Below are 14565 nucleotides of genomic sequence, written 5' to 3'. Positions count from 1 at the left end.
CACCCGCTTTGGCCTGCCACAGCGGGTGCACGAAGTCAGAAGTAGTGCGCCAACATGCCCGGCCGATGCGACCCGTGAGGACAGTGCGCGGGGTCCTCCGATCGTTCGTGGTGGATAAGCGTGGGTGCCCGACGAAGGGCTCCATCGGGCTTATCCAGCCGTGGCGGCGACGCGAAGTGCGCCTGACTCGGCCGGTGAGGTAGATGCGGCGGATGTGGCAGGTGTACGCGGTGCGGGGCGACGGGATGCCGATGGCCCGGCTTGCCAGGCGGCGCGGAGTCGGAGCGGCCTAGTCGCCGTTGGTAGTCAATGCAGCGGCGGCCTCGGGGTAGCGGCTCAGGGCCTGGCGGGCTGCGGTGTCTTCGGCGCCGGCGAGGATGCGGTACAGGGCCGGGTCTTCGCCCGCGGCACCGGCGTCGGCGGCGAGGCCGTAGAGCGCGTGCTGGGATTCGACGGCGTCGCGGTGGTCGCCGAGCACGGTCTGCAGTCGTTTGGCGCGAGCACCGAGGCCGGTCGCCGCGGCGGCGAGCACCTGCTCGGCGGCCTCGCAGGAGTAGCGTAAACGCTTGGCGCTCTTGCGGATATCGTGCAGCAGCTCGACCCGCTCGTCCGCCGTCACGGTGGGTTCGAGCTGGATCAGCCGTTCGACCCGCTCCCGATCACGTTGCAGCACAACACCGAAGAATTCGGCGGCGGACACTTCGGCGCGCCGCGCCCGCAACGGTGGTTCGGTGCGCCAGTGCGTGAGTTCGGCGCGCAGGTCGCGGTAGCGTGGGCTGTCCAGCGCGAGCAGGACATCGGCGTGCGCGGCGGCGTAACGCTGCTGCTGAGCGGTGACCAGCCGGGCCGTCACCGGCGCCAGCTCTGCCTCCGAATGTTCGCCCTGCTGAGCGTGTTTGGTCAGCAGCGCCGCGAAACGCGCACCGCGTACCTCGGCGTCGCGGGCCACACCGAGAACACCGGCCAGCCACTTGAGTTCCTCGCCCATCGAGGCGGCCGGGCCCCGCTCGAAAAGACTGCGGTAGGACCGCAATACGCTGCGCAGCCGACGGGTCGCGACCCGCATCTGGTGCACCGAATCGGGGGCGTCGGCCCGCACGTCGGGTTCGGCGGCCAGCAGCCGGTCGACATCGTCGCGTAGTGCCGCGATGATCGCGTTACCGGCTGTGGCCGTCATGGGTTACCCCGCCTTCGCGAATCGGTCGGTGGCTTCGACCAGGTGGTGCGTGATGCCTGGTTCGTTCGCCGCGTGGCCCGCGTCGTCCACGATGTGCAGCTCCGAGTTCGGCAGCGCCTTGTGCAGATCCCACGCGCTCACCGCGGGGCAGACGATGTCGTGGCGCCCCTGCACGATGACCGTCGGGATATGGGAAATGGTACCGGCGTCACGAAGTAACTGGCCCTCTTCGAGGAACCCGCGGTGCTGGAAGTAGTGGTTCTCGATCCGGGCGAACGCCAGCGCGAACCGCGGCTCGGCGGTCTCGGCGACCCGATCGGGTTGCGGCAGTACCGCACTCGTCGCACCCTCCCAGGTGGACCAGGCGATCGCGGCCGCGAGCGCGACCTGTTCGTCCGGGGAGTGCAGCAGGCGGTGATAGACCGCGACGAGGTCCTCGCCGCGTTCGGCCGCCGGCACCGGCGCGAGGAACTTCTCCCACTCGTCGGGGTACACATAGCCCGCGGCGCCGTTGTAGTACCAGTCGATTTCCTTGCGGCGCAACAGGAATATGCCGCGCAGCACCAGTTCGGTGACCCGCTCCGGGTGGGTCTGCGCGTAGGCCAGCGCGAGCGTCGAACCCCACGATCCGCCGAACACCTGCCAGCGATCGATGCCGAGATGCGTACGCAGCGCCTCCAAGTCGGCGATCAGATGCTGGGTGGTGTTGGTCGCCAGGCTCGCGTTGTCGGCGAGGTGCGGAGTGGACTGTCCGCAGCCGCGCTGATCGAGCAGCACGATCCGGTAGGCCGCCGGGTCGAAGAACTGTCGCTGATAGGGCGAGGTGCCGCCGCCGGGTCCGCCGTGCAGGAACACCACCGGTTTGCCGTCGGGGTTGCCGCTGACCTCCCAGTAGACCGCCTGGCCGTCGCCGACGTCGAGCAGCCCGCTGTCGTACGGCTCGATCTCGGGATACAGCGTGCGCCGCGTGGTGCCCGCCATCAGAACGCCAGCCCGGAGGCCAGATCCGTCAGCTCCAGCGCCTCGATCGCTTGCTTGTGCACGTCAGGGCAGCTCTTGGTGGTGATCCGGTCGATCACCGGCTTGTCGGCCAGCACCGCGCCGTTGATGCCGCCGTTGCGCAGCGCCCACTCGTGCACCATCGCGTTGAGGCCGATCCGGCCGAGCGTCGGGCCCTGCACGCGCCAGTTCGACAGCTCCGGGCGGATCATGTCGCACAGCTGGGCGGCGGCGGCGTCGGAGATCTCCGGGGTGCCCGGCTTCGGGGCGGTGCTGCTCGGCTTGCTGGTCGCCGTCGCGGATCCCGTCGTCGAACCCGAGCTCCCGGTAGGGGCCGGGTTCGACTCGGTTCCGCAGGCGGTCAGTGCTGCGGCGGCGAAAACGCCTGCCAGCAGCAGCGTGCTGCGTGAGATCCAACGGCTGCGCATCAAATACCTCTGCTGTTGTCGGCAATGTCCGCCTCGAGTCTGCCATTGATTCGCCGGCAGGGCCCGGACTGCGTTCACCGGAAGCCGGCGCGCAACTCCTCCAGCAGAGCCTCGACCGTGCGGGCGAACGGTGCGGCGGAGACGTCTATGGTGCGCCAGGGGTGCAGTGCGATCAGCGGGGCGAGCCGCTCGGCGAGGGTGATCTCGGTGCGCGAGATGGGACCGCCGCGCCGCCAGTGCGCGAAGTATTCGGCCCGGTGCGGGGTGCGCAGGATCTTGTGCGACAGGAACGGGTGGGTGATCACCGCATCGGCCCAGTCGAAGAGCAGTCCGGTGCCGGCGAACGCGTTGCCGGGGTGCACGTCGTTGTGTTCGATGCTGAGCCGGTTGTAGTCGCCCAGTTCCGCGGCGGCCGCCGCGATCCGGTCACCGAGGCCGGGGATGCGCGGCTCGTAATGCTGGTAGACGGTGACCAGCCGGGCGGGCGGCAGATACGGCGTCCCGGTGGCGCGTAGCTCCTCGATGTGGGTGGTGAGCGACTGCTGGAGTTCGGCGTAGGCCCGGACCAGCCCGGTCCATTCGGTGGCGGTGTCCGGGGCGACGTCACCGCCGTGCCTGCTGAGCAGCCAGCCGCGATCCGGTTGCACCGCAACGGGTTCCAGCGCGCTGCCCGGACATAGTCGAGCCAGTAGCTCCAACAGGTGGCCCTCGTGCGCGAAGGCGCGGGCATTGGCTTTCGCCCACATCGGGCCCGCGCTGGTGGGGATGCGCACGACCAGCGACCAGGCGCGCCGCCGGGTTTCCACCGGCGCGCCCGTGACGGTGAGCCCGTGCTCGGCGAGGACGCCGAACGCCCAATCGGTCAACGGCTCGATCGACTGTCCGAGCAGTGCGGCGGGCGCCTGCACCACTCGGCCGGTCATCGACACTGTGCTGTTCGTTTCGAGCGGGTCAGAAGCTGTGCTCGGGACCGGGGAAGGTGCCCCGGCGTACCTCGTCCGCGTAATTCGCTGCCGCGGTACGCAATTCGTCGCCGATATTGCCGAATCGCTTGACGAACTTGGCGGTCTTGCCGCTGGTGTAGCCCGCCATGTCCTGCCAGACCAGCACCTGGGCGTCGGTGTCCGCGCCGGCGCCGATGCCGACGGTCGGGATGGTCAGCTTGCCGGTGACCTGCGCGGCCAGTTCGGCGGGCACCATCTCCATGACGACCGCGAACGCGCCCGCCTCCTGCACCGCGATGGCGTCGGCGATGAGCTGTTCGGCGCCGTCGCCGCGGCCCTGCACGCGGAACCCGCCGAGGGTGTTGACGCTCTGCGGGGTGAACCCGATATGCGCCATGACCGGGATGCCCGCCGAGGTGATCAGCGCGATCTGCTCGGCGACGCGCTCGCCGCCCTCGAACTTCACCGCGTGCGCCTGGCCCTCCTTCATGAACCGGGTCGCGGTGGCCAGGGCCTGCTGCGGCGAGGACTCGTAGGTGCCGAACGGCAGATCGGCCACCACCAGCGCGTGCGGTGCGCCGCGCACCACGCCGCGGACCAGCGGGAGCAGCTCGTCCACGGTGATCGGCACCGTGGTGTCGTAGCCGTAGACGACGTTGGCCGCGGAGTCGCCGACGAGCAGCACGGGAATGCCGGCTTCCTCGAACAGTCGCGCCGAGGAGTAGTCGTAGGCGGTGAGCATGGACCAGCGCTCGCCGTCGGCCTTCATCTGCTGCAGATGATGCACCCGGGTTTTACGCACGGCCTTCTTCGGCTGGCTGGGCGCCGCGCCGTAGGCAGGGGTTTCCGAATCGGATACGGACATCATCGTCCCTTTCGTCGCTGTCTCCTCGGGGCCCGTCCGGGTCCCCGGGTTCGTCTGACAGCTTCAGTGTGCCAGCTGTGACCGGCCCCGATTAAGGCTTCGGCCCGATGCAATTGGTCACATCACGCGAGGTTGCGGCCCTGACCGCGGCTCGTCGCGGACGGGCTGTGCGCCGGTGCGCGCCGGGTGCTGCCAGTATCAGAGGATGGCTTTGGTGCGGAGTGGGCGCGGTGCGCTGATCGTGGCGGTGCTGGGATTGGTGGCGGCGGGGTGTACGACCGCGGGGCATCCGACCGGTCCGATGCCCGAGGTGCCCGCCGAATTGGGCAAGTTCTATCACCAGACCGTGCAGTGGGGCGGTTGCGCCGGCTTCGGTTCGGCGGAGGACCGGTTCGCGCCGAGCGCGGAGTGCGCGAAGATCACCGTGCCGATCGACTACGCCGCACCCGACGGGGCGACCGCACAGATCGCGGTGTCGCGGATCAAGGCCTCCGGCAAGAAGATCGGTTCGCTGCTGATGAATCCCGGCGGGCCGGGGGAGTCGGGGCTGACCATGTCGGGGCTCGGCAACAAGACGCCGCTGGCACAGCGGTTCGACCGGGTCGGCTTCGATCCGCGCGGGGTGGGCTCGTCGACGCCGTCCATCGTCTGCGAGACCGCGCAGGAGCAGGACGCGGAGCGGGCCGAGGCACAGAAGGACAACACCCCGGCGGGGATCGCCGCGGCCGAGGACGAGAACCGGCAGTACGCGGATCGCTGCACCGCCCGGACCGGCAAGGAGTTCCTGGCGCACGTCGGCACCCGCGAGGTGGTGCAGGACCTCGACGTGCTGCGCGCCGCGCTGGGCGACCCGAAGCTCAGCTACCTGGGCTACTCGTACGGCACCAAGATCGGCTCGGCGTATGCGGAGAAGTTCCCGGACCGGGTGCGCGCGCTCGTGCTGGACGGCGCGATCGACTCCGCGCAGGACCCGGTGCAGGAATCGCTGCGCCAGGCGGCCGGCTTCCAGAAGGTGTTCGACGCCTACGCCGCGGACTGCGTGAGCAAGGCGGACTGCCCGCTCGGTACCGACAAGGCGCAGGCGGTGCCGCGCTTCCGGGCGCTGGTGGATCCGCTGTGGGACAAATCCGCGCCGACCACCGATCCGCGCGGCCTCAGCTACGGCGACGCGCTCACCGGCGTGCGGCAAGCGCTCTATACGACCGACCTGTGGTCGGTGCTCACGCTCGGGCTGTCCGAATTGCGCGACGGCCGCGGTGACACGCTGCTGCAACTGGCCGACCTGTACGACGGCCGCCGTGACGACGGCACCTACAGCAACACCACCGACGCGTTCAATGCCATTCGCTGCGTGGACGATCCGCGGATCAGCGACCGCGAGGTCACCGGCAGGCAGGACATCGAGTACCGCAAGGCCGCGCCGTTCCTCGACGACGGCCGCGGCACCGGCGCGGCGCCGCTGGACCAGTGCACGGTGTGGCCGGTGCCCAACACCAGTGAGCCGCATCGGATCACGGTGACCGGCTTGCCGAAAACCGTGGTGGTGTCGACCACCGAGGACCCGGCGACGCCGTATCAGGCCGGTGTCGACCTCGCGTCCCAGCTGGGCGCGTCGCTGCTGACCTACCAGGGCAGCAGGCATACCATCGCGCTCTCCGGCGGTTCGTCGTGCGTGGATCAGGCGGTGATCGACTATCTCGTCGACCTGAAGGATCCGGCGCCCGGCCTCACCTGCTGAGCGACCCGGCGGCCGGGGAAATCTTTTTCCGGCAACAAGGTCGGCACACTCAGCGTGTATGTAACACGGATTTAACGCCGGGTGCTTACGCTCGCGGACATGGATCGCCAGAAGGAATTCGTGCTGCGGACGCTCGAAGAGCGGGATATCCGCTTCGTACGTCTCTGGTTCACCGACGTCTTGGGTTACCTGAAGTCCGTCGCCATCGCTCCCGCCGAGCTGGAGGGCGCGTTCGAGGAGGGTATCGGCTTCGACGGTTCCGCCGTCGAAGGCTTCGCCCGGGTGTCGGAGGCCGATATGGTCGCGCGGCCGGATCCGTCCACGTTCCAGGTGCTGCCGTGGTCGACGAGCAAGGGGCATCAGCACTCGGCCCGCATGTTCTGTGACATCACGATGCCCGACGGTTCGCCGTCCTGGGCCGACCCGCGCCACGTGCTGCGCCGCCAGCTGAACAAGGCCGGCGATGTCGGGTTCAGCTGCTATGTGCACCCGGAGATCGAGTTCTTCCTGCTGGAGAACGGCCCGCAGGACGGCTCGCAGCCGATCCCGGCCGATTCCGGCGGCTTCTTCGACCAGGCCGTGCACGATTCGGCGCCGAACTTCCGCCGCCACGCCATCGACGCGCTCGAGTCGATGGGCATCTCGGTGGAGTTCAGCCATCACGAGGGCGCGCCCGGTCAGCAGGAGATCGACCTGCGCTACGCCGACGCGCTGTCCATGGCCGACAACGTGATGACCTTCCGCTACCTGATCAAGGAGGTGGCGATCGACGAGGGCGTGCGCGCGACGTTCATGCCCAAGCCGTTCGCCCAGTACCCGGGCTCGGCGATGCACACGCACATGAGCCTGTTCGAGGGCGAGGCCAATGCCTTCCACGATCCGGACGATCCGATCAACCTGTCCGTCACCGCGCGGGCGTTCATCGCGGGCATCCTCGAGCACGCCCCGGAGATCAGCGCGATCAGCAACCAGTGGGTGAACTCCTATAAGCGGCTCATCCACGGCGGGGAAGCGCCGACCGCCGCGTCCTGGGGTCGCTCCAACCGTTCCGCGCTGGTCCGGGTGCCGATGTACACGCCGAACAAGTCCTCCTCGCGGCGCATCGAGATCCGCAGCCCCGATTCGGCCTGCAACCCGTACCTGACCTTCGCCGTGCTGCTCGCGGCCGGTTTGCGCGGCATCGAGAAGGGCTACACGCTGCCGCCGGAGGCCGAGGACGACGTCTGGTCGCTGACCGCGGCCGAGCGGCGCGCGATGGGCTTCCGGGAACTGCCCGGCACGCTGGACGAGGCACTGCAGGCGATGGAACGCTCCGAGCTGGTCGCCGAGACGCTCGGCGAGCACGTCTTCGACTTCTTCCTGCGCAACAAGCGCCGGGAGTGGGCCGACTACCGCAGCCAGGTGACGCCGTACGAGCTGAAGGAATACCTCGGACTGTGAACCCGGGCGGGCACCTGCGCCGTTCTGGTACCGAAGATAGGTTCCGCGGTGGCCTGCCGTTAGCTTCGAGCCTGTAATTTGAGAGCTATGGTCCGGCCACCGTCTGCCCGCTCCGCTGTCCCCGGTGTCGGTCGGCTCGGATTACTCGAGCCGTCCGCTGCTGCCACGCTGCGCGAATTGGGCTGGGACAACGTCGAAAGTATCCCCGTGCTGTGGGCGCTGTCGCGCGCGCCCGACGCCGACCTCGCGCTGAACACCCTGCTGAAGCTGTACGAGCAGCTCGGAACGGACTGGGCGGCACTGGATTCGGCGATTCGTTCGGAAACCGCGCTGCGCGGCAGGTTGTTCGCGCTGATCGGTGCGTCCAGCGCGTTCGCCGATCATCTCGTCGCCGATCCGGCGGCCTGGGAGATCCTGCGGCGCAAGGCTTTGCCTGCCCGCGAGGAGGTGCTGGCCGATCTGCTCGACGTGGTCGACGCGGTACCCGAAACGGGAGCCAACGCGGGCCCGATGATTTTCCGGGCAGGCGAGCACGGTCCCGAGGTTGTGGCGTTGCTGCGCAAGCGATACCGGGACCAGCTCATGCTGCTCGCGGCGCTCGACCTCGCCGCGACCGTGGAGAACGAGCCGGTGCTGCCGTATCAGGTGGTCGGCAGGCACCTCACGGACCTGGCCGATGCCGCGCTCACCGCCGCGCTGTCGGTGGCGGTCGCGCGGGTCTGCAAGGACGGTCCGGTGCCGGTACGCCTCGCCGTGATCGCCATGGGCAAGAGCGGTGCCCGGGAACTGAACTACGTCAGCGATGTCGACGTGGTCTTCGTCGCCGAGCCGGCCGACGCCACCGCCACCCGGCTGGCCGCCGAGATGATGAGCGTCGCGAGCGCGGCCTACTTCGAGGTGGACGCGGCACTGCGACCCGAGGGCAAGGCGGGCGCGCTGGTGCGCACGCTCGACTCACATCTGGCCTACTACAAGCGCTGGGCACGCACCTGGGAGTTCCAGGCGCTGCTGAAGAACCGCCCGATGACCGGCGATCTGGAACTCGGCGAGCAGTACCGGGCCGCGCTGATGCCGATGGTGTGGAACGCCTCGGAGCGTCCCGACTTCGTCGCCGATGTACAGGCGATGCGGCGGCGGGTGGAGGATCTGGTGCCCGCCGATCTGCGCGAGCGCGAACTCAAACTCGGGCACGGCAGCCTGCGCGACGTCGAATTCGCGGTGCAGCTCCTGCAATTGGTGCACGGGCGGGTGGACGAGTCGCTGCACGTGCAGGGCACCGTCGAGGCGTTGACCGCGCTGGCCGCGGGCGGGTATGTCGGCCGGGACGACGCCGCCAATCTCACCGCCTCCTACGAGTTCCTGCGGCTGCTCGAACATCGGCTGCAGCTGCAGCGGTTGCGGCGCACGCATACGCTGCCCGCCGCCGACGACGAGGAAGGCATGCGCTGGCTGGCGCGCGCCGCGCACATCCGGCCCGACGGCAGGCAGGACGCGGTCGGCGTGCTCGGCACCGAGATTCGCCGGAACGCGGTGCGGGTCAGACGATTACACGCCAAGCTGTTCTATCGTCCGCTGCTCGAATCGGTGGTCAAGATGGACCCCGACGCGCTGCGGCTCAGTCCCGACGCCGCCATCCGGCAGCTGGCCGCGCTGGGCTACCAGGCGCCCGAACACGCACTCGGGCACCTGAAAGCGCTCACCGGCGGGGTTTCGCGCAAGGGTCGTATCCAGGCGCTGCTGCTGCCGACCTTGCTCGAATGGCTCGGCGAGACACCGAATCCCGACGCGGGCCTGCTCGCCTACCGCCGGGTGTCGGAGGGGCTCGACGACCAGATCTGGTTCCTGCGCGAACTGCGCGACGAGGGTGCGATCGCCCAGCGGCTGATGATCGTGCTCGGCTCCTCGGAGTACCTGCCGGACCTGCTGATCAACGCGCCGGACACGATCCGCATGTACGCCGACGGGCCGGGCGGGCCGCTGCTGCTCAGCCCGCAACCCGAAGACGTCGCGCGCGGCATCATGACCGCCGCATCCCGTTATGAGGACCCGAAACGCGCTGTGGCGGCGGCACGTTCGCTGCGCAGACACGAACTGGCGCGGATCGCCTCGGCCGACCTGCTCGGCATGCTCGACGTGCAACAGGTGTGCCGGGCGCTGTCCTCGGTGTGGGTCGCGGTGCTCGAAGCCGCACTCGCAGCGGTGATCCGGGCCAGCGAGGCGGAACTGGGCACGCCCGCCCCCGCCGATTTCGCGGTGATCGGGATGGGCCGGCTCGGCGGCATGGAACTCGGGTACGGGTCCGACGCGGACGTCCTGTTCGTCTGCGATCCCCGGCCCGGCGAGGACGAGACCAAGGCCGTGAAGTGGGCGATCAGCGTCGCCGACAAGGTGCAGCGCCTGCTCGGCGCGCCCAGCACCGACCCGCCGCTGCACGTGGACGCCGGGCTGCGCCCCGAGGGCCGCAACGGCGCGCTGGTGCGCACCCTGGCCGCCTACGCCGCGTACTACCAGCAGTGGGCCCAACCGTGGGAGGTGCAGGCGCTGCTGCGGGCGCACCAGGTCGCGGGCGATCAGCAACTCGGACTGCGTTTCCTGCACATCATCGACAAGGTGCGCTACCCGGAGGGCGGCGTCTCCACCGAGGCGGTGCGCGAGATCCGGCGGATCAAGGCCCGCGTCGACGCCGAACGGCTGCCGCGCGGCGCGAACCCGGCCACGCACACCAAACTCGGCCGCGGCGGCCTCGCCGACATCGAGTGGACCGTGCAGTTGATGCAGCTGCGCTACGCCCACGACGTGCTCGGCCTGCACAACACATCGACGCTGGAATCGCTCGACGTGATCGAGCAGACCAAGCTGCTCGACACCGCCGACGTCGAACTGCTCCGGGACGCCTGGCTCACCGCGACGAAGGCCCGCAACGCCCTGGTCCTGGTGCGCGGCAAGCCGACCGACCAACTCCCCGGCCCGGGTCGCCTGCTCTCCGCCGTCGCCCGAGTGGCGGGCTGGCCCAACGACGACGGCAGCGAATTCCTCGACCACTACATGCGGATCACCCGCCGGGCAAAAGCGGTGGTGGAGCGGGTCTTCGGCCAGTAGGCCCCGGGCATCCCGTTCAGGGCAACCGAGAAGTGTTGCCGCCGAACTGGTTTGCGGCGGGTCCGCGGACGAGGCCGGCGCTGCTCACCCCAGGTGCAGAGGGCGGTCAGCGGTGGGACGAGGGCCCGGCCTTCGTCGGTGCGGTCGTATTCGACGTCACCGACGCCTGTGGTGCGGGCCATCCCACCGCCGCCCAACGCACGCCGCGCTGCAATTCGCGGGCGGCACCCTTGTGAGCGACACCGCCACCCGCACCGACCTCATGAGCGTTCCGTCCCGATAGTGCGGCGCGAACCTGCCTGGGCGGGCGATGCACACAAAAGCGGCACAGGTGGCGCGCGGGTGCTCCACAGGGGGCGCTTAGGGTCGGGGTATGCGTGGATGGGTCAAGCGAGGTTTGCTCGGGGCAGGGTGGTGCGCTGCGGCGGCGGGGCTGGCCGGGGTGGTGCTGCATTCGGTGGCCTGGCAGCAGAAAGCGTTGGTGCTGTTGGCGTCAGGGGCCACGTATCTGATGGTGGGGGCGGTGATCGGGCTGGTGTGCTTCGTGGTCGCCCGGGGGTGGCGCAGTGCGGGGCTGGCCGCAGTGCTGGTCGGGGTGGTGCTGTGGACGGTGGTGCCGACCTTCGCGCCGCAAGGGCGCGCCGCCACCGGGCCCGAACTGCGGGTGATGCAGTCGAACCTGTTGTTCGGCGGTGCCGACGCGGGCGCGGTGGTGCGAGCCGTCCAGGACAACCGCATCGACGTGCTCACCGTGAACGAACTGACCACCGCCGCCGTCGACCGGCTGGCCGCGGCGGGACTCGACGCCGCACTGCCGCACCGCTACCTCGAGCCGACCGCGGACGGCGGGGGCGGTACCGGGATCTACAGCCGATACCCGTTGCGCGACACCAAGAAATACAGCGGGTTCATCCTGAACCAGGTCTCCGCCACGATGGAGCATCCGGACCGCGGACCCGTCGCGGTGTTCGCCTTCCACCCGATTCCGCCGCCGATGAACTTCGCCGACTGGCTGGCGGAGATGCGCCGCATCCGCGAGATCCTGGACGCGCAACAAGGCCCGGCGATCGTCGGCGCGGACTTCAACGCCACCCGCGACCACGCCGCCTACCGCGAACTCCTGCACGGACGATTCGAATCCGCCGCAGATCAGGCGGGCGCGGGCCTGCTGCTCACCTTCCCGGACGACAAACAGTGGGGCCCGATCATCGGCATCGACCACATCCTGCTCGCCGACGCCGAAGCCGAGGAAGTCCGCACCCTCAGCATCCCCCGCTCCGACCACCGAGCCCTGATCGCCCAAGTCCGCCTGACCTGAGTCGCGCCGGCGAGCCGGTCCACTCGGCGCGGTGCGTTTCCGTATCCGCACCCTTTCTGTGGCGAGACCCGGTGTGTCGTGCGGCGAGTCGGGGTGCGGGAGCCTGCAAGGGGTGCGGATGCCGGTCCTGTCGTGGGGAGGCGTTGGGCGGTTGGGCGGGTGCGCCCATTCTCGGGTGGGGTGTGTTGTGGCGTGAGGCGAGTCGGGAGCGGGAGCCTGCATGGGGGTGCGGATGCCCGTACCTGCCGCGGGGCGGCGCTGGGCGCTCCGTATCCGCACCCTTTCTGAGGTGAGACCTGGTGTGTCGTGCGGCGAGTCGGGGTGCGGGAACCTACAAGGGGTGCGGATGATGATTCCGGGTGCGGGTGCGGGTGCGGGTGCGGGTGCGGGTGCGGCGGGGCGTGTTGTGGCGCGAGGCGAGGTATGGACCTGAGAGGGCCGATGCGCGCCCGGAGCAGTGTTTCAGCCACCGCTGCGTTCGACTCGGGACCTGGTCGGGGGTGCAGATGCCCGTTCCCGCCGGGGCTCGGCGGCGTTCGGCTGAGACCTGGTCGGGGTGCGTGCGGCCTACTACCATCGGGGGGACGGCGGGCAGGGGTCTGCCGAGATCTCCGTCCCTCCTGAGTGAGCGGCGCGCGGTGGTTCGGGAGGCGCAGCGATGGGGCAGCAGCGGTGGCGGATCGGCGCGGTGGTGGTGCTCGCGCTGTTCGGCGTGGTGCTCGCGGGATGTGGTGTGACCGTGCAGGATCCGGCGGCACCGGAGGCTCCGGCCACCGAGACGGACTGGGAGATCGCCGGTTCGATGACCGCCACGGGTCCGAGCGGGCCGCGGCCCGGCGTGCCGGACGCGCCGCTCACCGCGACGAACGGTGACGGCGGCAGGTTCGACACGCTCGCGCTGAACTCGCTCGCGGACCTGCAGGAATTCTGGACAACGGAGTACCACAAGGACTTTCCGGGCCCGTTCACCCCGGTGCAGAACTTCTTCTCCTGGTCGGCGCCGGCGCCGAAAGACCAGGCGATCCGCTTCTGTGACGAATCCACCTATCACGTCGTGAACGCCGCCTACTGCGGTCTCGACCACACCATCGGCTGGGACCGCGGCGTCCTGCTGCCGCAGGTCGTCGAGAAGTTCGGCGAGATGGCCGTAGTCATGGTGCTCGCGCACGAATACGGGCACGCGATCCAGGGCCAAGCGCGATTGGCGGGCGTGCGCACCCCGACCCTGGTGCTGGAGCAGCAGGCCGACTGCCTGGCCGGAGTGTTCTTACGTCATGTGGCCGAAGGGAATTCGGCGCATTTCACGGTGAACACCACCGACGGACTCAACGCGGTGCTCGGCGCGACGGTCGCGTTCCGCGATCAAGGGTTCGGCGATCCGGGCAACGCGCACGGGTCGGCGTTCGAGCGGGTCACCGCGGTGCAGATCGGTTACTCCGACGGCACGAAGGGCTGTAAGGCGTTGACACCGAAGGAGATCGCGCAGCGCCGCGGTCAACTCCCCGTTTCCTTCGGCGTGGCCGACGCGCTGTTCCAGCTGCCGGTGAACCGGCAGTCGCTGGAGCGGTTGAGCCGGGCCCTGCTCGCGCTCTTCCCGGCCGCGGCGCCGCCGCGATTCGATTACGCGGGGGTCGGCGGCGACTGCGCGAATATCACTGTCACAGAGCCGGTTTCGTATTGTCCGACGGCGAACCGGATCGGCACCGACGTGCCCGCCCTCACGAAGCTGGGTGCGCCCGCGCGCGGCCAGGAGGAACTGCTTTCGGCGATGGTGCACGGCGACTACTCCGCCTTCGTCCTCTTCGTCTCCCGCTACACCCTTGCCGTGCAACGCGAACGCGGGTTGTCGCTCACCGGCGCGGAGACGGCGGGGCTGCGCACCGCGTGCCTGTCGGGTGTGGTGTCGACGAAATTGAGCGAGCCGGGCGGTGATCTGCGGCTCTCGGCCGACGATCTCGACGAGGCCGTCTCCGAACTGCTGACCGAGGGCTTGGCCGCGAGCGACGTGAACGGGCAGGTGGTGCCGAGCGGGTATCAGCGCGTCGAGGCGTTCCGCACGGGTGTGCTGGACGGCGAGGCGGCGTGCCTGTCGCGGTACCGCTAAACCGGCAGGGACCGCAGCGAAGTCAGCGTGGCGGCCAGTGCACGCGCGGCCTGCGCGCCCTTGGTCACGAAATGTTCGGTGAAATAGGTGACGTGCTCGCTGTGCTCGTGGAAGTGATGCGGGGTGAGCACAACCGAGAACACCGGCACGTCGGTGTCCAACTGCACCCGCATCAGCCCGTCGATCACCGCGGACGCGACGAAATCGTGCCGGTAGATGCCGCCGTCCACGACCAGTGCCGCGGCGACGACCGCCGCGTACTTGCCGGAGCGGGCCAGCCGCTGGGCGTGCAACGGGATCTCGAACGCGCCGGGCACCTCGAAGACGTCGACGGCGGCGGGGTCGTAGCCGAGCTCGGCATATTCGGCGGTGAAGCCTTCATAAGCTTTGCCGACGATCGAGCTGTGCCAGCCGGCGCGGAGGAAAGCGATGGATCCGGTAGTTCCCATGGCC

The 14565-nt window shown here is 69.5% G+C and carries 11 protein-coding genes; 5 read left to right on the top strand and 6 right to left on the bottom strand.

The window, feature by feature from the left end; all coding sequences use genetic code 11:
• Positions 1–289 precede the first annotated feature (289 nt).
• The 5 genes from NVU01S_RS31280 to panB form a co-directional block, all read right to left on the bottom strand.
• Positions 290–1177, bottom strand: coding sequence for a CHAD domain-containing protein (locus NVU01S_RS31280; protein ID WP_043676250.1), 888 nt, complete (start codon positions 1175–1177; stop codon positions 290–292).
• 3 nt (positions 1178–1180) lie between these two features.
• Complete coding sequence (gene pip, locus NVU01S_RS31275) at positions 1181–2158, bottom strand: prolyl aminopeptidase (RefSeq protein WP_043676247.1); 978 nt, start codon at positions 2156–2158, stop codon at positions 1181–1183.
• The gene (locus tag NVU01S_RS31270; protein ID WP_043676245.1) at positions 2158–2604 is read right to left on the bottom strand and encodes a hypothetical protein; all 447 of its coding nucleotides are present in this window, start codon (positions 2602–2604) and stop codon (positions 2158–2160) included. Before NVU01S_RS31270 ends, pip begins: the two co-directional genes overlap by 1 nt.
• Before the next feature lie 74 nt (positions 2605–2678).
• The gene (locus tag NVU01S_RS31265; RefSeq protein WP_043676242.1) at positions 2679–3527 is read right to left on the bottom strand and encodes a hypothetical protein; all 849 of its coding nucleotides are present in this window, start codon (positions 3525–3527) and stop codon (positions 2679–2681) included.
• A gap of 28 nt (positions 3528–3555) precedes the next feature.
• Positions 3556–4413 (bottom strand): 3-methyl-2-oxobutanoate hydroxymethyltransferase, encoded by an 858-nt coding sequence (panB, locus tag NVU01S_RS31260; RefSeq protein WP_043676324.1) that lies wholly within the window; start codon positions 4411–4413, stop codon positions 3556–3558.
• A gap of 205 nt (positions 4414–4618) precedes the next feature.
• On the opposite strand from panB, the gene NVU01S_RS31255 reads away from it, so the two are divergent.
• The 5 genes from NVU01S_RS31255 (at position 4619) to NVU01S_RS31235 (ending at position 14112) form a co-directional block, all read left to right on the top strand.
• Positions 4619–6151: an alpha/beta hydrolase gene (locus tag NVU01S_RS31255; RefSeq protein WP_043676239.1), complete on the top strand. Its 1533-nt coding sequence runs from the start codon at positions 4619–4621 to the stop codon at positions 6149–6151.
• 99 nt (positions 6152–6250) lie between these two features.
• Complete coding sequence (locus NVU01S_RS31250) at positions 6251–7591, top strand: glutamine synthetase family protein (protein WP_014983044.1); 1341 nt, start codon at positions 6251–6253, stop codon at positions 7589–7591.
• A gap of 87 nt (positions 7592–7678) precedes the next feature.
• Positions 7679–10690 carry a bifunctional [glutamine synthetase] adenylyltransferase/[glutamine synthetase]-adenylyl-L-tyrosine phosphorylase gene (locus tag NVU01S_RS31245; RefSeq protein WP_043676237.1) on the top strand — a complete coding sequence of 1004 codons (3012 nt, stop codon included), beginning with the start codon at positions 7679–7681 and terminating at the stop codon, positions 10688–10690.
• A gap of 373 nt (positions 10691–11063) precedes the next feature.
• Positions 11064–12008 (top strand): endonuclease/exonuclease/phosphatase family protein, encoded by a 945-nt coding sequence (locus NVU01S_RS31240; RefSeq protein WP_043676234.1) that lies wholly within the window; start codon positions 11064–11066, stop codon positions 12006–12008.
• Positions 12009–12666: 658 nt separating this feature from the next.
• Positions 12667–14112, top strand: coding sequence for a neutral zinc metallopeptidase (locus NVU01S_RS31235; protein WP_043676231.1), 1446 nt, complete (start codon positions 12667–12669; stop codon positions 14110–14112).
• On the opposite strand, the gene NVU01S_RS31230 is transcribed toward NVU01S_RS31235, so the two are convergent.
• Positions 14109–14561 carry a 6,7-dimethyl-8-ribityllumazine synthase gene (locus NVU01S_RS31230; RefSeq protein ID WP_043676228.1) on the bottom strand — a complete coding sequence of 151 codons (453 nt, stop codon included), beginning with the start codon at positions 14559–14561 and terminating at the stop codon, positions 14109–14111. The genes NVU01S_RS31235 and NVU01S_RS31230 overlap by 4 nt on opposite strands.
• Positions 14562–14565: the final 4 nt, after the last annotated feature.

The organism is Nocardia vulneris (assembly GCF_001613425.1).
Classification (GTDB): domain Bacteria; phylum Actinomycetota; class Actinomycetes; order Mycobacteriales; family Mycobacteriaceae; genus Nocardia; species Nocardia vulneris.
The sequence above is the reverse complement of the archived record's forward strand: the minus strand, read 5'-3'. Positions and strand labels throughout refer to the sequence as shown.